The organism is Bradyrhizobium sp. 195 (assembly GCF_023101665.1).
Classification (GTDB): domain Bacteria; phylum Pseudomonadota; class Alphaproteobacteria; order Rhizobiales; family Xanthobacteraceae; genus Bradyrhizobium.
On record NZ_CP082162.1, the window covers coordinates 80431 to 100114 of the forward strand.

The window sequence follows — 19684 nt, forward strand, 5'->3', positions numbered from 1 at the left end:
CTACATCCTTGCGCTCAACACCGGATCAAGCAGCCATTTCATCAAGGAACGCTGCTCAAGGATTACGTCAGCCCTCAGCATCATGTCCGGTTGAAGCGGCATCCTCCGGCCATAGGCGTCGATGTCGGACCGCTCGAGAGCCGCAGTCACACGGTAAGCCGGTTCCTTGAGGGTGATGGGCCCGGTCGTTTCGTTGCCGGTCAGAATCGTTTGAGAGACGTTTGTCACGCTGCCGCGGTAGGTGCCGAACTTCTGATAAGGAAATGCATCATAAAGTATCCTAACCTGCTGGCCGGGGCGCACAAACCCAGACGCGCGCGTCGGAAAGAACAGCTCCGCCTGCAAGTGCGCATCAAGGGGAATGATTTCGAGCTGCATATGCCTTGGATCAGCGATCTGGCCAATAGTCGCCTGCAGCGTGGACACACGCCCACTCGTTGGCGCCCTAATAACGTAAGCCTGCCGCCCGTTCACCTCGGCCACGCGCTGTTCGATCGAGGAGAGTTCGTTACGCAGTCCTCGGATCCTCTCTGCGGCGACGGTTGGGAGTTGCTCGAGTGTATGCCGAGCGTCTGTCAATTGGGTGCGTCGCGCGGTAATCTGCTGATCGAGCGACACCACGCTCTGCTTCTGCTCAAGTGCAGCCTGCTCGCGGCGCTTCAGCTCAATCGGTGGCAATGTACCGCTCGCGGTTAGCTTGGCGCCGGTTGCTACGAAACTCTCCGAAAGCTTCAATCGCTCGTTTTGGATGTTTCGCTGGTCCTCGATTTGAGCAATCTCTCCTTCTATCCCTCTGATCGTGGAAGCGAGGCGATCCTGTTCCGAGGCGGTTCGGCGATCTTCCGCGGCGATCTGGCGCTCGACCACATTTCGTTGCTGCGTCAGCACTGCAAGTACGGTGGCATTGACGTCATCGCCATTGGCGGTGATTTGGGACGTGACTACGGTCAGGAGCGGGTCACCTTCCGCAACCTCTTGCCCCTCCTTCACTTGTATCGCTTTGATGAAGCCCTGTTGTGGTACGAAAATCTTAGCCGTGCCGGAGGTCGGCGTCAGATACCCGAAGACGGTCTCCTTGCGGGCGTATTGCGCGATAGAGAGAAAGCACAAAATGAGTACAATGAGCGCTGCAAGGCTCCAGCTAAGGAGAGTGCTCGACAGCGGCTGCAGCAATACGACCTCACCCCAGCTGTGGCGCTGATGCAGAAAGTCGACAGCTTCCTTGCGAAATAGAGCTGGCCGAGTATCCATGGGCGCACCTTGATGTGCTCTTATTCAGTAGCGTAGCGGGGAGCATCTTTCCGCCACAGCGAGGCTGCGGATGGATACCGGAGAACCGCTTCCCCCATGGAGAAGCGGTTCGCCGACGCATCTTGTCTCTACCCAACAAAGATTTGGGACTGCTTGGAGAACAAGCCAACCTGAACCTGATTTCCGCTGAGAACATTGATGTCGCCAGTTCGGATCAGTGATCCGCCATCATGGCAGCCACAGCCGCTGGTGCCGGCGGCCACGAGGTCGAGCTCCTCATCGGACAGCTCGATAGGGTGAGCAAGATTGGTCATCTCTAGCATGTTGGTCTCCTTTCGATGTAAGTGGCGGAACATTGAGTAACTGTCGCCACGTCATCACTAGGTGGCTAGATCTCAATCTGGATGCACGGTCACGCAGAAATTTTGTGAGTGGCACGTTTGACGCTTGTTGCATCGTGATGTTTGTAACGTCGTATGCAAGGCGCGCCCTAAAGTGGGAATCAGTGGCGGCTTCGTCACAGTGAACGGACGTTCTGATCTGCTGAATGTTCTGCGCGGCTGCGATGCGACATCGCGGCTTCCGAAGGAAAGCGCGTGGTACTCCAGGGACGCAAGAAGCGCCTTAGCTTGTCGCGATGGCTGACCTCATCACGATAGCTGCGCAACTCGCAGCGCCCGTTGGGCATGACAAGGCTCAGAGCCGTCGCAGCTGATTGCGGGCAGGTTGGATAGAGGCGGGAATGTGGGGGATTGAGACGTATTTTCTTGAAGGTACTTCGAATGACGCTCGATGGCGTTGCACGGTAGTAGGGTCCGATGCGTGCTCTGAAGTTTTAAACGGGACTTAGGGACCATGTTGACGCCTCCCATTTTCGAAGTGGGCTCGAGGAGTTATGTAGGGCTCACCTCGCAAGCAAGCACGACCCGTTATGGTCCCGCCTGCACCCTGGCGATCGCGTCGCCGGTTTGGCGGTCGGGAAAAAAAGTTCGAAAACTTCGGGAACGAAGTCGATGCTGCTGACTTGAGTTCGCCGACAGTCGATTTCGTATTTTTTTAAAAGTAGATCATTTAAATGAGTTTTAATGCAGGGCATTAAATGCAGCAGCCTTGGCCCTGCGGGTGAAAGCAGTCAGGTTTTCTGCCATTTGCGGGTGACTTCCACCATGCCCCATCAATGCATCGCTTTAACGAAGGCGAAGCCCCGCTCCGGCGCAGCGCGGCATGACAGTTATTTCAGTCGCGAGACGGCTCTTAATTATGAAACAGCTCTGCTTGAGTGCGCTTCCGGATCGCAGTCGGCCGTTGGCAAGATCTACGCACGGGAGAGAGAGCAGTTGCGCGCGATGGCACACCGTATCGTGCACGACAGATCGCGCTCCGAGGACGTCATCCACGATGCATTCGCGCAGATTCTCCGATATGCGAAGAACTTCGATCCTGCACGTGGATCCGCCCGAGGCTGGATCTACGCGATCGTCCGCAACACGGCGCTCAAGATGCGGCAGAACGCCCGGCGCGAACTCGCTCTCGATGACGATGCATTGAATGCCATCTGCGCTCGAGAACAGACCGTTCCGAACCCTTCGTCGTGTATCCCAGACAGCATGACGCTGCGAACCATGCTCGATCAACTCGAGCCACAGCGCCGCGCGAGCCTGCTTCTAGCGATCGTCGATGGGCGCACGCACGAGGAGATTTCCGAATACCTCCGGGTTCCTGTGGGAACCGTCAAGGCGTGGATCCGGAGAGAGCTCGTGGCCATGCGCCGGCAGCTTGAGTAAGGCGTGAACTTATTTTTTCGCCGCTGCATCCATAGGCGTGCTTCGGCGACAGTAGGGGTGACGGCGTGGTGATCCGGGCAGGGCACGCGCACGGGCGCACGTGCCCGTTACCATCGCTGAAGCGAGGAGCGAAGCCATGTCTATCCTGAGCAGTGTTACGGGCATTCTCGGGTTCATAAAGCTTGCGGGAACCGGCGTCCCACCCGAGGAATGCACGTCAACCAAGCCCGACGACTGTGGCGACGGCAAGCAGTCAAAGTGGAATGACGATCACAGCGATAACGACGAGTATTCGAACGGCGGCGGCAAGGACAATTATTCCAACCTTAGCGGCAAGGGCAACTACCCAGAGGACGACGCCTGGAAGGATGCCAACGACGGCGAATACCAGCCCAAGGACCACTGCGACCTCGAGCCGGCTGACGATGGCAGCAGGGGCTACACCGATCGTAGTCCGGGTGATGCGCTGGCCAAGTTCGACTTCTCCCAAGGTGAGTTCGCGGGCGATTTCAGCTCGCACGGTGCCGATCATTCGGGTGACATACACGGCGCGCTCGCTTCGATGTCTTGCGACGATGCGCTAGAATACGCCATCGGTTTGATGGGTCCAACGGATCACTTCGACGTAGGGCATTTCGACACGGCGACCGATACGTCGCACGACACGGGCGCCTGACGTGCCGAAGAGACCCGCTTGGCGGTGAATGCTTCCGGGCGAGAGCGGTTTCTGAGCCTGAAAGGCGGCGGTCATGCACCAGGTAGAAAAGCGTGAACTGTTCGAACAAGAGCGGAAGATTTTCGAAGCTGGAGTGCAGCGTGCTGATAAGCGATCCGGCTCCTTCAGTTTCTTGACCTGGTCGTTCTTCATTGCCCCGCTGATTGCCTGCGAAGAGTTTCTTGCCGCCCCGTTCAGATCCGCGCTGGCCGAGCAAGAAGACGCGACAGCGGCTCAGGCAAGTGCGAGGCCGCAACGGACGAACGACGAGCTGCCTGCGAGCGATCCCGCGAAGCCGGGCGCGGAGGATGAGAGGCCCAAAGCGCCGGCCGCTTCGTCGGAGACGCATGTGACTCAGCTCGATCGCGCCGGTCTCCTGGCGGAGCCGCATGAACACACGCCCAGACCGGGCACCGCTCGTGGCGAAGCAGTCGCCGCGAACGATGGGGGTGAGGGCGTAGGTGGCGAAGATGCAGATTCTTGCAAGCACCATGCTCACACCTCGGCCGACGTCAGTAGCGTCACTTGCATCAACTCGCCGTCAGCAGATTCCGACCTCGGAAGTACTGAATTGTCTGGTGGGGCAACGCTCGAATCCATTGGCTCTAATGTGCTTTACGGCTCGTTTAGTCCGTCGGTGGTCAGCTCCTTTCCTCTGCTTGGAGATCTAAGCAATGACGTGGTGGTAGGGATTGCGCCGGTCGAGGCGGCGGTGCCGCCGGCACTGGCGTCGGCGACCGACAGCGTCAGCGCGCTGCCCAACGATGTGGTTGATGCGATCGCGCCGGTCGAGGCGGCGGTGGCACTGGCGACGGCGACCGACACCGTGAGCGCGCTCCCCAACGACGTGGTTGGGACGATCGCACCGGCGGTACCGCCGGCGCTCGCCGCGGCGACCGACACCGTGAGCACGCTATCCAACGACGTGGTTGGCGCAATCGCGCCGGTCGAGGCGGCGATACCGCCGGCACTGGCGGCAGCGAGCGACAACGTCGGCGCGCTGCCTAACGACATAGTTGGAACGATTGCGCCCGCCGAGACGGCGGTGCCGCCGACTCTGGCGAGGGCGACCGACAGCGTCAGCAGGCTATCCAACGACGTGGTTGGCGCAATTGCGCCGGTCGAGGTGGCGGCGCCGCCGGCACTGGTGACGGCAACCGACAGCGTCAGCAGGCTATCCAACGACGTGGTTGGCGCAATTGCGCCGGTCGAGGTGGCGGCGCCGCCGGCACTGGCGACGGCAACCGACAGCGTCAGCACGCTCCCCAACGACATGGTTGGCGCGATTGAGACGGTCGAGGCGGCGGTAGCGCCGGCACTCGCCACAGCGACCGACACCGTGAGCACGTTATCCAACGACATGATTGGCGCAATTGCGCCGATCGAGGCGGCGGTAGCGCCGGCACTCGCCACGGTGACCGATACCGTGAGCACGTTATCCAACGACATGATTGGCGCAATTGCGCCGATCGAGGCGGCGGCGCAGCCGACACTGGCGACGGCAACCGACAGCGTCAGCACGCTACCCAACGACATGGTTGGCGCGATTGCGCCGGTCGAGGCTACGGTGCCGCCGGCGCTTGCGACGGCGACCCAGACCATCAGCGCGTTGCCCAACGACGTGGTTGGCGCGATCGCGGCGGTCGAGGCGATGGTGCCGCCGGTGCTCGCGATGGCGACCGACAGCGTCAGCACGCTATCCAACGACGTGGTTGACGCAATTGCGCCGGTCGAGGCGGCGCAGCCGACACTCACGACCTTGGCCGACACCGCCGGCACGCTGCCCGACGACGTGGTCGGCGCGATTGCGTCGGTCGAGTCGGCGGCGCAGCCGACGCTATCCACTCTTGCCCACACTGCGAGCACGCTGCCCGATGACGTGGTTGGAACAATTGCGCCGGTCGAGGCTACGCTGCCGCCCGCGCTTGCGACGGCGACCGACACCGTGAGCACGGTGAGCAACGAGGTGGTTGGCCAGACGACGGGTCCAGACACTCAGTCGACCGCGTTGTCGCAAACGGTTGCATCGGACAGCACGGGAACTGATACCCTTGATAGTTCAGCATCACCCCTTGAGATCGCGGAGGCGGAACTGATCACCGGTAACGGTGCCCCTGGTTATGTATCACAGCCCACCGATGTGGCTGGCAATGCACTTGCGAGTGGCGCGCCGGTCCTTGACACGAGCGCACCTGTGCTAACCACAACAGTTGCCGCTCTGACCAATCCGGCCGGCGAGGTGTCGCATCCCGTCGACTCGGACAGCGTGGCTGGCGATGCTTTGGCGAGTGCGGCGCCCGCTGCTAACACCAGCGAACCTGCGCTCGCCACAACGGCTGCCGCTCTGGCAGATGCGCCGAGCGACCTGTCGCAACTTGCCGACACGGGTAGTGTGGCTGCCGATGCTCTGGCGAGTACGGTCCCGGTCCCTGACACGAGCGAGCCGGTGCTCGCCACAACGGCTGCCGCTCTGACCAATCCGAGCAGCGACGTGTCGCATCCGGCCGACACTGAGACCGTGGCTGGCGATGGTCTTGCGGGTGCCGCGCCGGTCCTAGACACGAGCGAGCCCGCGCTCACCACAACGGCTGCGACCGATGCGACCAGCGACGCGTCGCAATCGGCCGACACGGGCGGCGTGGCTGGCGATGCCTTGGCGAGTGCGGCACCGGTCGCGGACGTCAGCGAGCCGGTGCTCACCACAACCGCTGCCGCCCTGACCGATGCGCCGAGCGACGTGTCGCAACCGGCGGACACGGGCAGCGTGGCTGGCGATGCTTTGGCGAGTGCGGCACCGGTCGCGGACATCAGCGAGCCGGTGCTCACCACAGCTACGGCTCTGACCGATGCGCCGAGCGACGCGTCGCAACCGGCCGACACGGGCAGCGTGGCTGGCGATGCCTTGGCGAGTGCGGCACCGGTCGCGGACATCAGCGAGCCGGTGCTCACCACAGCTACGGCTCTGACCGATGCGCCGAGCGACGCGTCGCAACCGGCCGACACGGGCAGCGTGGCTGGCGATGCCTTGGCGAGTGCGGCCCCGGTCACGGACACGAGCGAGCCGGTGCTCACCACAACAGCTGCGGCTCCGACCGATGCGCCGAGCGACGCGTCGCAACCGGCCGACACGGGCAGCGTGGCTGGCGATGCCTTGGCGAGTGCGGCGCCGGTCGCGGACATCAGCGAGCCGGCGCTCACCACAGCTGCGGCTCCGACCGATGCGTCGAGCGACGTGTCGCAACCGGCGGACACGGGCAGCGTGGCGGGCGATGCTTTGGCGAGTGCGGCACCCGTCGCTGACACGACCGAGCCGGTGCTCACCAGCGCCGGAGACTCGCTCAGCACCCCCGCGACCGAACCGGTAGAGCCGGCCGTGCCGGACACCAGCAGCGCTCAAACTCCTGGATCGGCCGACACGCTTCTTGCGCTCGCCACCACCGCTGACGCACCGATCGAGAGTTCGGCATCCGCCACCACTGCCCCGCAGAACGTCGTGACGGACACCTCAAATGCCGCGGCGACGACCGCCGTCGCGGGCGATGTGATCGCGTTGAACGATGCGCCACCGCCGCCGGCAGATTCGCTGTTCAACGGAACCCAGTATACAGACTACGGCGTCACGCTCAGCAGCGAGATCGCACCCTCCCAGACTGCCGTGTCGCAGGCGGACGCCGTATCGGCTCAAGACGTTTCCGCGCCGGTGGCTGCCGATGTCCAAAAACCCGCGCCGCCGCCTCCCGACCTCGTGGATAATACTCCGATCGATCACGTTGGAACTCATGATGCCATCCTCTAGTGGGAGGAAAACATGGCAGCTGTCGAGACACTGGACGATCCGCTGCGCAACCACTCCGGAGCTCAACTTCGCGTCGCACCCGGCGGCGAGGCGCGCGACTATGTCGGACCTGTCAACGCGCTGGCCGCCTGGCGTTCGGTCGCGCGCACCAACCTGATAGCGGTCGCAGCATTTTCGGTCGTTGTGAATCTGCTGATGCTCACGTTGCCGATCTACCTCTTTCAAATCTCCGATCGCGTGCTGACGAGCCGGAGTCTCGAGACACTGCTGATGCTCTCGGCTCTCGCGCTGACATTCATCGGTATTCTCTCGATCGTCGACATTCTGCGTCGGCAGGTGCTGGGGCGTCTTGCGACCAAGATGGAGGCGGTGCTCGGCGGCGCCGTGCTGGCGAGCAGCATCAACAACGCCAGGGCCGGCGAGGGCGGAACCATCCAAGCGATCCGCAGCCTTCACCAGGTGCGGGGCTTCATCTCGAGCCCTGTCATGCTTTTACTGATGGACGCGCCCCTCTCGCCCCTCTACTTCGCAGTCATATTCCTCGTTCACCGAGATCTGGGTTTGATCGCAGTCGTATCGGGTTTGGTCCTGGCACTGATTGCGCTGATCAACCAGAAAGCGACCTCGGAGCGTCTGAGCGAGGCTGGCCTGCATGCCGCCGAGGCCGATGCGGCGGCGGAGTCGCTGGCGCGAAATTCGCAGGTGATCAATGCGATGGGAATGCTCAGCGAAAGCATTCTCCACTGGGGGCGCCGGCAGGCGCCGGCGCTGACGGTGCAGAGCCAGGCCCTTGACCGGAATTTCTGGATCAGCGGTGCGTCGAAATTCGTCCGCCTCGTGGCCCAGATCACGATCCTCGGCACCGGGGCCTATCTGGCCCTGCACGCCGAGATCACCGGGGGCATGATGATCGCGGCTTCGATCATTGCCGGTCGCGCCCTGCAGCCGCTCGAGGGTTTGATCGAGGGATGGCGCAGCTGCGTGCAGGCGCGATCGGCCTATGCCCGCGTAAAGCAGGCGGTCGAGTCATTCCAGCGCGAGGCGCCCAAGCTGCGCTTGCCGAGACCACAAGGGCGCCTGAGCGTTGATCGGGTCTTGTATCTGCCGCCCGGCTCCAAGGAGCCGGTGCTCAATGGTGTGTCGCTCGAGCTCGCGCCCGGAGAGGCTTTGGCCATTGTCGGACCGTCGGGATCGGGCAAGTCGACGCTCGCGCGCATTCTGGTGGGTTGTCTGGTGCCGACCGCCGGCAAGGTCAGGCTGGACGGAACGGAGCTGCGCAACTGGGATCGCCGCCAGTTCGGGGAATATAGCGGTTACCTGCCCCAGGAGGTAGAGCTATTTCCCGGCACCATCAAGCAGAACATCTGTCGCATGCGCGACGACTTGCCGGACGAGAGCATCTATGAGGCGGCGATGTTGTCGGGCATTCACGACATGGTCTGCCAGTTGAAGCAAGGATACGAGACCGTGCTCGACCGCAGTGGCGGGCCGCTCTCGGGAGGACAGAAGCAGCGCATTGCACTCGCCCGGGCTTTCTTCGGCAATCCGTCCCTCGTCGTGCTCGACGAGCCCAACTCGAATCTCGACGCGGCGGGCGAGCAGGCTCTGACCGAGACCCTGCAGCGCGCCAAGAGGCGGGGGGTCACGGCGGTGGTCGTAACCCTGCGCCCGGCGCTACTGAACAGTGTGGACAAAGTGCTGATACTGCGGGCCGGACGCGCGGAAGCATTCGGCTCTCCGAGCGAGGTGTTGCATCGCCTGGTTCGGTCGCCCGCCAGGGCCGGCGGTGATGAGCCGGAGCAGCCGCAACGCATCGAATCCGCGGGCGGGTGACCAGCGCGGGAGGACAGCATGAGAGCGGTAAAGGACGACATCGAGTGGTACCGCGGTGTTCCGCTGAGCGCCAAATGGCCCATCTTCACCGGCCTCGCCATCCTGGTTGTTTGGCTCGGGTGTTTCGGCGTTTGGGCCGCAGTCGCTCCCCTCAACAGTGCGGTCGTCGCCTCGGGCACGTTCGTGGCTACCGGGCAGAACAAGCTTGTCCAGCACTTCGAGGGCGGCATCATCCGCGAGATTGCGGTCAAGGACGGGGATGCCGTCGAGGCCAACCAGGTCCTGGTTCGCATGGACGATACCGCTGCCAACGCCAAGCTGAAACGGCTGGTTTTGAAGAAGTATCGACTGCTCGCCATGAAGGCGCGTCTGGAAGCTGAAATGAGCTCTTCTGACGCAATCGAAACCCCGGCCGCATTCAGTGAGAACGCACGTGATCCAGAAATCAAAGCAATTCTTGAGCGGCAACGTGCCGAGCTTCAGGCCCGCCGGGCAAGTCTGGTGACCGACGAAAGCGTACTCCTAAAGCAAATCGCTGGGCTGGAGGAAAGCATCCGCGGATATCAGGCGCAAGTTCAGTCCACCAAAGAGCGAATTTTCTTGTTCGCCGAAGAGCTGAAGGACAAGAATTCCCTTCTTGGCCAGCAGTTGGTCCGCAAGTCGGATGTGCTTGCGTTGCGACGCTCAGAGGCGGGTCTCGGGGGTGAGCTAGGCGAATATCTCGGCCGCATCGCCGATTCGAGGGAGCGGATCGCCCAGGCGAACGAACGAATAGCGCAGCTCCACACGACGGCGCTTCGGGAGGCGATCAAGGAGTTGCGCGAGACCGAGGCCGAGCTGGACGACGGAGAGGAGCAGATTCGCGCCGCTCAGGATGTGGTCCATCGGGTCGATGTCCGGTCGCCGGTTCGAGGTATTGTGGTGAAGAACAACTTCCATACACCGGGCGGCGTGGTCTCTCCTGGTGCCGTGATCCTTGAGCTTCTGCCGATTGGCGACGAGCGCATCATCGAGGCACATGTGAACCCCAAGGACATTTCGCATGTGAGCGTAGGCCAGGAGGCGCTGGTGCGGCTGTCGGCGCTCAACCAGCGCATCACGCCCATGGTCGGGGCGAGCGTCATCTACGTGTCAGCGGACGCCTTGGCGGAGCAAGTGCAGGGGAAGGCCGAAACCCGTCGCGACGGCGACACGCGTCGGGAATTCTATGTTGTTCGGGTGCGCCTGGACCAGGACGATATTCTCAGGCAAATGCCTGAATTCATCCCGACGCCCGGGATGCCCGCGGACATTTACATCAAGACCGGAGAACGTACGTTTTTCGAGTACATCATGAAGCCTGTCCTCGACAGCTTCTCCCGCGCGTTCCGCGAAACTTGAGTGGAGCGGAATGGGCGCCGTTTGAGCAACCCTTAGACCGAAGGGCGTGAGGTCATCCACTCGCGAGTGCTCATTGAGGTCCAGAATGCGCGCCCTTCCCACGTTCGCTTTTCGCATCTTTGCCGTCTCGGCTATATCAGTCCGCTTACATTTCGAGAATCAACACACCCGGCAGGCGGTCAATTCAGTAGCCTAAACCTGTCCGCCCCAAGGGGCCATTCCAAAAGGGGTCAACTTTGCAAGCCGATTGACACGCATTCACCGGAAGTGATTTCTGGCGCGCGTGGGCGTGTGGCTTTTGGGGCGAGGCATCCCGCTATCAAAGCGGCGCGAGCCAGAGTCAAATTATCAATCCTTTTGGGCCAGGGAAGGCGCCCTACAGGGCGTCGCCGATGGAAACTCTGTTCCGTAATGCTCGGCTGAATCGTTTCGATATGCCCAAATTTTCAAAAGCCAGAGGATCACCCCTCCTCCAAACCGCGAAAGCTAAGCCACTGAAATGTCGACAATCTATCCGGTGCTACACTGCTTTCTGCTGAGTAGCTACGGCGATAAGCTACGACTCTACCCACGACATCGTCGCGCAGAGCATGAACGAATACGTTCGTCGCAAAGGCCATAAGATCATTTCGGCCGACATGGTCCAAGGCTACTATTCGATCTTCGAGCGCCGCATGAAGGGCTAGTCAGCGCCGTCGGAGAAGCACCTTCACCGCTCCCTGGCGGATTCGACTTCGTTCGCGCAAAGTCGATCCCGTGCTGCGGATTTGGGGGGCGCAGCAGACCGGTGGTTTAGATTGAAATCGCGAGGACGACGGGCGAGGTGTCGGAACTGGCGCACCTGGTTCATCTTGAATCCCAGCTACCTATGTCTGTGGAGTTCTGCGTATCATGGCCCCGCGCGCCAACTCGAAAGGCTTTTGAGGCTATCCCTGGTGACCTGCCCGGTGGCGCTCTATCTAGCCACGATCGCGTTCAACCAGCCCAAACGGTCGAGCGGCCATCGCATCAAGTACCTCAAGGTCGACGCCGACACCGGCGATGAGGCGCCCAGCGAGGACGTCGTCAAGGGCTATGAGTTCGAGAAGGGTCAGTACATTGAGGTGACGAAGGAGGAGCTGGACGAGATCGCGCTCGACTCCACGCGCACCATCGAGATCGACGAGTTCGTCGACAAGGCCGAGACGACTGCTACGTGGTCCGCCGGAGCTACGGCTATTATGGTGGGCCGGCTACTATGATCGCGACTATGGCTACTACGGCGGTGGCCTAAGCATTGGCTTCAGCTTTGGCCTCGAAGCTGGTGAACTAGGACAAGGGCCGTATCGAAGGGGCCCTTTCGACCTTCGTTTATACGGGGATGAGATGTCTGCTGTTGCGAGGCTCCTGGTTCAGAAGGAGCAGTTGCTGGCGCGGCTCGAAGCCGATCCCGGCTCGCACTAAAGCGCAGAGATTCAGGCGCTCCTCGCCAAGCTCGAGACTGCGCTGAAGCTGCTTGGCACCGACGATTCCGCCGCAGCGGGCGAAGATCGCTAGCCTATGGAAGCGAAGGACTGCTAAGGGCCGTCTTCACCAGAGCCCTCGGCTCACCGCGCTTCCCGGGTTTGGCGGAGGAAGGCCCCAGCTCGGGGCCAGGGGCTATGAGCTGGGGCCAGTTCGGGGTTCGCCCCTTGGGGCACGGGCGTCCGGAAACCCGGTACTCGCGTTATCGTTCCTTTGAGCGCGGGGAAGTTTTATTGGATCCAGGCGCTCCGAAAGGGGAGATCGCGTCCCGCCTGCGGCGCTCTCTGCTCCCCGTGCACGTTCTTAGGACGCAAGCAAAGTGGGCAGGTCTCGGAAGCTAAAATTAGCTGCAAGGGTGCAATTCTCCGGCAGCAGATCGGTCCTACGCTGGCCGCAACGGGGGATAACAATTGGCCATCTACCGGATACTTCAAAACTCGCCGCTTGGGCCTGAAGAGATCGCGCGGCTTTCGAGGGCCTACGAACAGGCCCTCCGCACGATTGGCGTAGAGGATCGCAACGACCCTCTCACCGAACTGATCGCCAAGAAGATCATCGAGATCGGCCAGACCGGCCTCAAGGACCCCGCCGAGATCTGTGGTCGGGCCGTCGAGGAGTTGGCCCTACCGAAAGGATGATTGGGCCAAGGCGTGCTGCGGCGAAGCGGCCGAATGCGAATTCGGCCAACCGGCGATAGCGAGGAAAATTCGCCGCGAGTGGAGCAGCTACCCCCCGGTGCCCCTTTCCCTCGCCGAGCTCCCGGATCATCCGAATGATCTCCTCCGGATGGAAGGGTTTCTTCACGATGCGGCTGGCGGGGACAGGGCGTGGCGTACTCGGCGAGAAGCCGGTGGCGTAGATGACCGGCAATTCCGGACTCTGCTCTCTGTAGCGTTCCGCGATCTGCCACCCGTTGAGGTGTCCGGGCAACCTGACGTCCGTGACTAGCACGTCCGCAACGTGGCGTTCGCACCAGGCCAAAGCCTCCTCGTCGGTGCTGGCGTGGATCACGTGGTAGCCTGCCTCGCGCAGCGCTTCGACCACGAATTCGAGGATGAGTGGGTCGTCCTCGACGAGAAGAACGCTCACTGGCGGCTCACAACAGCTAACATTTGTTGTGCACGTCGAACGGCTCGCACGCAGCGTCGTTCCTGATCGAGGTCGTACCCAGGACGGCCATCCGAGCGGTGCCCAAGGAACATTGGAGCGCAGGAAGCATTGATCCGGAAACCATTCCGGGGGCGACGCTTCGGAGCCGAGAATGCACGGTGTCGCCGAAATCCTCGAACGCAAGCGGAAGCTGCTCGATCGACGTCAGGAAGCTGGACCGGCCCGGTTTGCCGCGGTCGAGCGCGAACTGCAGGAGATCGATGCGGTCCTAACCCGGCTGGAGTCGACGGCGGCAGAAGCCGACCGCGCAGTAGTTTCCCCATGGCCCGAATCGAAGACTACGCACTGATCGGAGACTGCGAGACCGCAGCACTGGTGGGGCTCGATGGCTCCATTGACTGGCTTTGCTTGCCTCGGTTCGACTCCGACAGTTGCTTCGCAAGGCTCCTCGGATCCAAAAACAATGGCTATTGGCGCGTCGCGCCCCTTGCGTTGCGCTCGGTCGAGCGCCGGTACCGGCCGGGCACGTTGATCCTGGAGACGACCTTCAGAACCGACGATGGCAGCGTCCGTGTCACGGACTTCATGCCACCCAAATCCGACCAATCGCGCCTCGTCCGGATCGTCGAAGGAGTCGAGGGCCGGGTCGAGATGCGGAGCGAATTGGCGGCACGCTTCGACTACGGCATTTCCGTGCCATGGGTCAGCCGGCTCGATGATGGCGCACGATCCCTGGTGGCGGGTGCCTCCATGCTGGTGCTGCGGACTGACGTGCCGCTGCAAGGCGAGAAGATGATGACCGTCGGCTCGGTCGTAGTCTCGGCGGGCGAACGCAGAGCCTTCGTGCTCAGTCACCAGATTTCCTATCAGCATGAAGCGTCGGCTGCGGATCCCTCCGAACTCCTGGAGAACACTGAGCAGTTCTGGCAGGACTGGGCGGGTCGATGCAATGCCGCCGGTCCGTATTCGGACGTGGTTCTCCGTTCTCTCATCACGCTGAAGGCGCTGACGTTTCAGCCGAGCGGCGGCATCGTTGCCGCCGCGACGACGTCTCTGCCCGAGCAGCTCGGCGGCCCCCGCAACTGGGACTACCGCTTCTGCTGGGTTCGGGACGCCACGCTCACGCTGCTCGCGCTGATGGACGGCGGATACTACGACGAGGCGCGCGCCTGGCGCGATTGGCTCATTCGCGCGGTCGCCGGCAGCCCCTACCAACTGCAGATCATGTACTCGGTCACTGGCGAACGCCGGTTGACCGAGTGGGAAGTGCCATGGCTGTCCGGCTACGAAAATTCGAAACCGGTCCGGATCGGCAACGCCGCCCACCAGCAGCTCCAACTCGACGTCTACGGCGAACTGATGGATGCGCTTTACCAGGCGCGGCGCGGCGGGCTCGCCGAGAACAAGCGGGCATGGGCTGTCCAATGCGCGCTGCTCGATCATCTGAAGGCCATCTGGACCGAGCCGGACGAAGGCATCTGGGAGGTCCGCGGCGGCCGCAAGCAGTTCACATACTCGAAGATCATGGCATGGGTGGCGTTCGATCGGGCGATCAAGTCGGCCAGGGAGTTCGGCATAGAAGGTCCGGTCGACGATTGGACTGCGGTCCGGGATGCGATCCATGCGGACGTCTGCCGGCGCGGATACGACGAGGATCGCAAGTCCTTTGTCCAGGTCTATGGCGAGCCTCAGCTCGACGCCAGCCTGTTGCTGATTCCAGCGGTGGGCTTTCTCCCGCCGGAGGACCCACGTGTAATCTCCACCGTGCAAGCCGTCGAACGCGAGCTGGTCGCGGATGGCTTCGTGCGCCGCTACGACACGGGCGCAACCAAGGACGGGCTGCCGCCGGGCGAGGGCATGTTCCTGGCCTGTAGCTTCTGGCTCGCCGATGCCTATCAGCTCATTGGCCGCGCGGCCGATGCCAAAGCGCTGTTCGAGCGGCTTCTCTCCTTGCGCAACGACGTCGGATTGCTCTCCGAGGAGTACGACGTCTCGAAACGCAGACTGGTCGGCAACTTCCCGCAGGCGTTCTCCCACATCGCGCTGGTGAACACGGCGCACAACCTCACTCACCGCGACAAGCCCTCCGAAACACGCGGCGGAAAGAAGTCGCTGCTAAGCGAAGGAGCGCAGAGCACAACGTAGAGGAGCCAACCATGCCTGAAGTGATGACCGACCCCGCTGGATCCGCCCCCCCAGGCGCGAGGCGCCGTCCAGCCATCGGCTTTCCCGTCGTTTTGGAGGGGCAACCGGCGTTGGTCACCGGCGCAAATTCCGGAATCGGCAAAGCTGTCGCGCTTGGCCTGGCTGCTTCGGGCGCGGACGTCGTCGTGAACTACGTGGCCGACCCGGCCGCGGCGGAGGAGGTGGCGCACCAAATCGAAGCCGGCGGGCGCCGGGCCATCGCCATCAAGGCGGATGTCAGCAACGAGGACGAAGTCGATGCGATGTTCGCCCAAGCGGTCCGACATTTCGGGACCCTCCACATTGCCGTGAACAACGCCGGCCTGCAGCGTGATGCCTCCTTCGAGGAGATGACGCTCGAGCAGTGGAAGAAGGTGATCGACGTCAATCTCACGGGCCAATTCCTGTGCGCGCGAGAGGCCGTTCGTGAGTTCAGGAAACGCGGCGTAGTCAGCCAAGTCTCCGCGTCGGCAGGCAAGCTCGTCTTCATGAGCTCCGTTCATCAGGAGATACCTTGGGCCGGTCACGTCAACTACGCCGCGTCGAAGGGCGGCGTCATGCAATTGATGCGCAGCATTGCCCAGGAAGTGGCCCCGTTTGCCATTCGCGCAAACGGGGTCGCTCCCGGCGCGATTCGCACGCCCATCAATCGACCCGCATGGGAGACGCCGGATGCCTACGAACGGCTCATGACGCTGGTGCCGTACAAGCGCATCGGAGAGCCGGATGACATCGCGCAGGCGGTGGCCTGGCTGGTTTCGGACATGGCCGACTATGTCACCGGCGCCACCTTGTTCGTCGACGGAGGGATGAGCCTCTATCCAGGGTTCGCCACCGGTGGCTGATCGGAATTTGATTCGGAATGGAGGAATGTCATGCCGCAAAGCCACGAGGAAAGCGAGCACCGCCACCGGCGACTGTTTGCATCCATTGCCAACAAGGCCTCACAGGCGGCCGGGCGTGCATCGACCTTTATTCTGGCCTGCGCAGTAATCATCATCTGGGCGGTCACAGGGCCGCTATTCCGGTTTTCCGACACTTGGCAGCTCGTCATCAACACCGGGACGACCATCGTGACCTTCCTGATGGTCTTCCTGATCCAGAACTCGCAGAACCGCGACAGTGCCGCGATCCAGGTGAAACTGGATGAACTGATCCGGACGGGCATCGTGCAGAACAGCTTCGTAGGAATCGAGCATCTGAGCGCGGACGAGCTTGAGGATCTGCGCGCGCGTTGCGAAGAACGCGCGAAAGCTGTCGCCGAAGACGCGGTCGAGCGCAAGACAGCGAAGGCCGGCAGGGCCGGAGAGGCGTAACGGACTGATCTGCATCCCCCCATCCGCTGTTCCGGAACCCGCGATGCTGCGAAAACGGTGAACAGCAGGGTGGCGACAGCGAAGAAGACGGCACGCGGACGCAATCAGGACCGGGCACGTCTCGGCGGCGGGCGGGACTACGAAGTGCGGTACGAATCGAAAAAAGACTGGGCGGTCCGCCTCGGGCGTGAAGAAGGCAATCAAGAAGGTCGGCGCTTATTTACACTCAAGCTCGACATCGCATCGTCGGGAAGCACGAGAAGGGCGGCGAAGGTGTTGGTCTGAACCAAGGTTTACGTGCTGACAACAGAGCCCGCCAGGGTTCATGCTGCCAGCCGATACTCACGAGGATATCCACTCCTCCAAACGGGAACGACGAAGGCATTGGTTAGTCTGCAATTTTCGGCAGGCAGCCGAAGATTCGCGCGAGTAGCCACGGTGCGAAGCTACAGATTTCACGCCGCCGCGACCACCGCGCCCAAAAGAGCAGGGCAGTTCGCAATGCGTCAAATGCCAATGGAACGCCTCCGTAATCGTGAGCTTTTCGGCTCTCGGCGTGGAGCGAACATGATGGTAGGTGTCTCGGACGGGCCCAGATGGAGCCGTAACCGCATCTCAGAGACCCTACGAATGGCCGGCGGGGTCCGGCGGCTCTGCTATCTGCGGCTTCGGTGCATTAAGTCTCATCGTCAAGCCGAGAGTTCCGCTCTTCTGGCGCTGACAGCCAATTCGATTCCTTGTCGGGACCGGGCCGGGGGTTTCGTACTAAACGTAAGGATTAAGCGAACCATCCGCATTGTACTTTAAGGCATCGCGATCGCCGATGGCGAAACCATTGAGTGGATTGGCGTCCTGAAAGCCCCATCATAGATCGTCAGCGATCAGAAAGCATTTGCCGGCGGCAGCTCATCCTTGGCCAAGTGCAAAACGCATTTATGGTCCAGCTATGACCGGTTTGCGATGCGCACCGGCGCCGTTGAACGGATAGATCGCGTCGGCAGTCTGATTAGAAGGCCGACGAGAGCTACAATGGCGCGCTTCAGATCGAAGTTTTCATATCTTTCATGGCGCTCCTCTGGAACACCATATCGTCCGGTTTAGGACATTCGCAAAATCAACGCTCGCCTTCCAGAACCACGTTCATAAGGAGGTTCGACGGCGTGTTCGCCGGCTTCGCTCGTTCTGAAGCAAAAGTCGCGGAGCGTTGCCCATTTGCAACCCGCACAGCCGTTCGGAGTTGTAAGCTGATCGATCAGAACGACCGAAACATATTTCGTATTTACTTTGACAATCTTAGCGGGGGCAAAAAGTGTTTGATGTCAATCGCAATGGGAAGCGTGATTTTCTCGTTCTTAGCACAGGGTCCGCGATACCCGTGGCTTACTCTGCAAATAAGTGGCGCAAGAGCAGAAAAAGAATTCTAAAAGTAAGTGACGAGATTAGATCAACCGTTCAGCGCCAAGGGTATTACGTTCGTCGCTTGCAGGTCACGAAGATTTAGTTCGAACTCATCGGGCCGAATCTGCTGACTGGTGGAGCTGTACTGGGTCCGCTACGGAACGCCAAATCGGCCAGCGCTGAGGCCGCTTTGGGTTGATTGCGTCATCCCGCGGCTTTGACTTCCGGTCGGCCGCGCCGAGCGGACATTTTCAGCGTCCAGTGGAGGGTCTCAAATGGGTCACCAGGTGCTCTTGGCAGGCTGCTTCACCTTGGTCGGCTCATCTCCGGAAAGCAGATCATTGCGGCTCGGCGGGCGAAGGTCAGCAACGGGCCACTTCCGGACTCATGCAGCGCAGCATCATTCGATGACCTCGTCGGCGCGGACGAGCATCGAAGGCGGTACGGTGAGGCCAAGTGCCTTGGCAATCTTTACGTTGATCACCAACTCGAATTTTGTCGGCTGCTCCACCGGCAGATCGGATGGTTTGGTGCCTTTGAGAATCTTATCGATATAGCTGCCTGCACGGCGCCATATAGCGGGTAATTCGGGTCCGTAGACGACCAGTCCGTCCTTGGCGAATTGGCGGAAGAGATAAATCGCGGGCAAATTATGCTTGGCCGCGAGCGCGACAACTCGGGGGCCCTCGAAAACAGTAAGATAGTCGCCCAAAACTATTATTGCATCGGCGTGCTGGGCGACGGCGGAGGCAAAGGCTACATCCAGTTCCTCGGCCTTGCTCGCCTCAACTGTCGGCAGGGCCACGCCTATGTTTCCGGCCGTGCGCGGTATTTCTTCCGCTAACAGTAGCCGGTGAATCGCATTTTCTGGATTGACCAACAGCGCAATTTTCGTAGCGCCAGGCACCAGTTCCCTGAGGATCTCGACATTTTTTCCTGTCATGCCTCCGGGCACGGAGGTCGCGAGACCAGTGATGTTGCCACCCGGATGTGACAGGCTCTGCACGAGGCCGATAGCTATCGGATCGTACACCGCCACGAACACAATCGGAATTGTGGTAGTGGCCGCTTTCAGCGCTATGGCTGGGTTCGGTCCCGAAGCAATTATCAACTCGGGAGTTAAGGCCACCAAGTCGGCGGCTAAAGCTGGTAGGCCGCCGGCCGGATCACGATAATCGACAAGCAGGTTCTTGCCCTCGATCCAGCCCTTCTCGCGCAAGCCGCTAAGCCATGCAGCGTGACTTGGGTCGCGGGTCGGATCATCTGCCCAACGACCAAGGAAGCCAATTCGGCGAGGTTTTGCTTGCGCGAGCGAACGCCGAGGTGAAACGAGCACCGCCGCAGTAGCTCCTATGAACTCCCGCCGCTTCATTCGTTCCTCATCGTAGCTTGAGGACGATGGGGTGCAGAGTAT

Annotated in this window: 15 protein-coding genes and 2 pseudogenes; 13 read left to right on the plus strand and 4 right to left on the minus strand. The window is 61.5% G+C overall.

Annotation, left to right across the window (positions count from 1 at the left end):
• Positions 1 to 1251: an HlyD family efflux transporter periplasmic adaptor subunit gene (locus tag IVB26_RS39075; protein WP_247973726.1), complete on the minus strand. Its 1251-nt coding sequence runs from the start codon at positions 1249 to 1251 to the stop codon at positions 1 to 3.
• A gap of 128 nt (positions 1252 to 1379) precedes the next feature.
• Positions 1380 to 1574, minus strand: coding sequence for a hypothetical protein (locus IVB26_RS39080; protein ID WP_247973727.1), 195 nt, complete (start codon positions 1572 to 1574; stop codon positions 1380 to 1382).
• Positions 1575 to 2336: 762 nt separating this feature from the next.
• Here IVB26_RS39080 and IVB26_RS39085 point away from each other — a divergent pair.
• The 7 genes and pseudogenes from IVB26_RS39085 to IVB26_RS39115 all read left to right on the plus strand — a co-directional run bounded on the left by IVB26_RS39085 (position 2337) and on the right by IVB26_RS39115 (position 12900).
• Positions 2337 to 3035, plus strand: coding sequence for a sigma-70 family RNA polymerase sigma factor (locus IVB26_RS39085; protein WP_247973728.1), 699 nt, complete (start codon positions 2337 to 2339; stop codon positions 3033 to 3035).
• Positions 3036 to 3171: 136 nt separating this feature from the next.
• The gene (locus IVB26_RS39090; RefSeq protein WP_247973729.1) at positions 3172 to 3711 is read left to right on the plus strand and encodes a hypothetical protein; all 540 of its coding nucleotides are present in this window, start codon (positions 3172 to 3174) and stop codon (positions 3709 to 3711) included.
• A gap of 73 nt (positions 3712 to 3784) precedes the next feature.
• On the plus strand, positions 3785 to 7546 hold the full coding sequence (locus tag IVB26_RS39095; RefSeq protein ID WP_247973730.1) for a hypothetical protein: 3762 nt from the start codon (positions 3785 to 3787) through the stop codon (positions 7544 to 7546).
• A 12-nt stretch (positions 7547 to 7558) separates the two neighbouring features.
• Positions 7559 to 9379, plus strand: coding sequence for a type I secretion system permease/ATPase (locus IVB26_RS39100; protein ID WP_247973731.1), 1821 nt, complete (start codon positions 7559 to 7561; stop codon positions 9377 to 9379).
• A gap of 18 nt (positions 9380 to 9397) precedes the next feature.
• Complete coding sequence (locus tag IVB26_RS39105; RefSeq protein WP_247973732.1) at positions 9398 to 10759, plus strand: HlyD family type I secretion periplasmic adaptor subunit; 1362 nt, start codon at positions 9398 to 9400, stop codon at positions 10757 to 10759.
• Positions 10760 to 11650: 891 nt separating this feature from the next.
• A pseudogene (locus tag IVB26_RS39110) lies at positions 11651 to 11943 on the plus strand (Ku protein); the annotation flags it as partial.
• A 729-nt stretch (positions 11944 to 12672) separates the two neighbouring features.
• Positions 12673 to 12900, plus strand: a complete 228-nt coding sequence (locus tag IVB26_RS39115) for a hypothetical protein (protein ID WP_247973733.1) — start codon at positions 12673 to 12675, stop codon at positions 12898 to 12900.
• Here the strand turns inward: IVB26_RS39115 and IVB26_RS39120 are convergent.
• On the minus strand, positions 12839 to 13351 hold the full coding sequence (locus tag IVB26_RS39120; protein ID WP_346732905.1) for a response regulator transcription factor: 513 nt from the start codon (positions 13349 to 13351) through the stop codon (positions 12839 to 12841). The genes IVB26_RS39115 and IVB26_RS39120 overlap by 62 nt on opposite strands.
• A gap of 172 nt (positions 13352 to 13523) precedes the next feature.
• Here IVB26_RS39120 and IVB26_RS39125 point away from each other — a divergent pair, with 172 nt between their 5' ends.
• The 6 genes and pseudogenes from IVB26_RS39125 to IVB26_RS39150 all read left to right on the plus strand — a co-directional run bounded on the left by IVB26_RS39125 (position 13524) and on the right by IVB26_RS39150 (position 18373).
• On the plus strand, positions 13524 to 13721 hold the full coding sequence (locus IVB26_RS39125) for a hypothetical protein (RefSeq protein WP_247973734.1): 198 nt from the start codon (positions 13524 to 13526) through the stop codon (positions 13719 to 13721).
• Positions 13694 to 15517 (plus strand): glycoside hydrolase family 15 protein, encoded by a 1824-nt coding sequence (locus IVB26_RS39130; RefSeq protein ID WP_247973735.1) that lies wholly within the window; start codon positions 13694 to 13696, stop codon positions 15515 to 15517. Before IVB26_RS39125 ends, IVB26_RS39130 begins: the two co-directional genes overlap by 28 nt.
• A gap of 23 nt (positions 15518 to 15540) precedes the next feature.
• A complete protein-coding gene (locus IVB26_RS39135; protein WP_247973904.1) occupies positions 15541 to 16401 on the plus strand; it encodes an SDR family oxidoreductase in 861 nt (286 codons plus the stop codon).
• 30 nt (positions 16402 to 16431) lie between these two features.
• Complete coding sequence (locus tag IVB26_RS39140) at positions 16432 to 16872, plus strand: low affinity iron permease family protein (protein WP_247973736.1); 441 nt, start codon at positions 16432 to 16434, stop codon at positions 16870 to 16872.
• Between the two features lie 69 nt (positions 16873 to 16941).
• Positions 16942 to 17176: pseudogene (locus tag IVB26_RS39145) on the plus strand (DUF3606 domain-containing protein).
• A gap of 1005 nt (positions 17177 to 18181) precedes the next feature.
• A complete protein-coding gene (locus IVB26_RS39150) occupies positions 18182 to 18373 on the plus strand; it encodes a hypothetical protein (RefSeq protein WP_247973737.1) in 192 nt (63 codons plus the stop codon).
• 297 nt (positions 18374 to 18670) lie between these two features.
• On the opposite strand, the gene IVB26_RS39155 is transcribed toward IVB26_RS39150, so the two are convergent.
• Positions 18671 to 19642, minus strand: a complete 972-nt coding sequence (locus tag IVB26_RS39155) for an ABC transporter substrate-binding protein (RefSeq protein WP_247973738.1) — start codon at positions 19640 to 19642, stop codon at positions 18671 to 18673.
• Positions 19643 to 19684 lie beyond the last annotated feature (42 nt).

Bases quoted from the DNA above. Each gene is read 5' to 3' on its own strand.
- IVB26_RS39075 (WP_247973726.1), bottom strand. From the start codon at position 1,251: ATGGATACTCGGCCAGCTCTATTTCGCAAGGAAGCTGTCGACTTTCTG.
- IVB26_RS39080 (WP_247973727.1), bottom strand. From the start codon at position 1,574: ATGCTAGAGATGACCAATCTTGCTCACCCTATCGAGCTGTCCGATGAG.
- IVB26_RS39085 (WP_247973728.1), top strand. From the start codon at position 2,337: ATGCAGGGCATTAAATGCAGCAGCCTTGGCCCTGCGGGTGAAAGCAGT.
- IVB26_RS39090 (WP_247973729.1), top strand. From the start codon at position 3,172: ATGTCTATCCTGAGCAGTGTTACGGGCATTCTCGGGTTCATAAAGCTT.
- IVB26_RS39095 (WP_247973730.1), top strand. From the start codon at position 3,785: ATGCACCAGGTAGAAAAGCGTGAACTGTTCGAACAAGAGCGGAAGATT.
- IVB26_RS39100 (WP_247973731.1), top strand. From the start codon at position 7,559: ATGGCAGCTGTCGAGACACTGGACGATCCGCTGCGCAACCACTCCGGA.
- IVB26_RS39105 (WP_247973732.1), top strand. From the start codon at position 9,398: ATGAGAGCGGTAAAGGACGACATCGAGTGGTACCGCGGTGTTCCGCTG.
- IVB26_RS39125 (WP_247973734.1), top strand. From the start codon at position 13,524: ATGCACGGTGTCGCCGAAATCCTCGAACGCAAGCGGAAGCTGCTCGAT.
- IVB26_RS39130 (WP_247973735.1), top strand. From the start codon at position 13,694: ATGGCCCGAATCGAAGACTACGCACTGATCGGAGACTGCGAGACCGCA.
- IVB26_RS39135 (WP_247973904.1), top strand. From the start codon at position 15,541: ATGACCGACCCCGCTGGATCCGCCCCCCCAGGCGCGAGGCGCCGTCCA.
- IVB26_RS39140 (WP_247973736.1), top strand. From the start codon at position 16,432: ATGCCGCAAAGCCACGAGGAAAGCGAGCACCGCCACCGGCGACTGTTT.
- IVB26_RS39155 (WP_247973738.1), bottom strand. From the start codon at position 19,642: ATGAAGCGGCGGGAGTTCATAGGAGCTACTGCGGCGGTGCTCGTTTCA.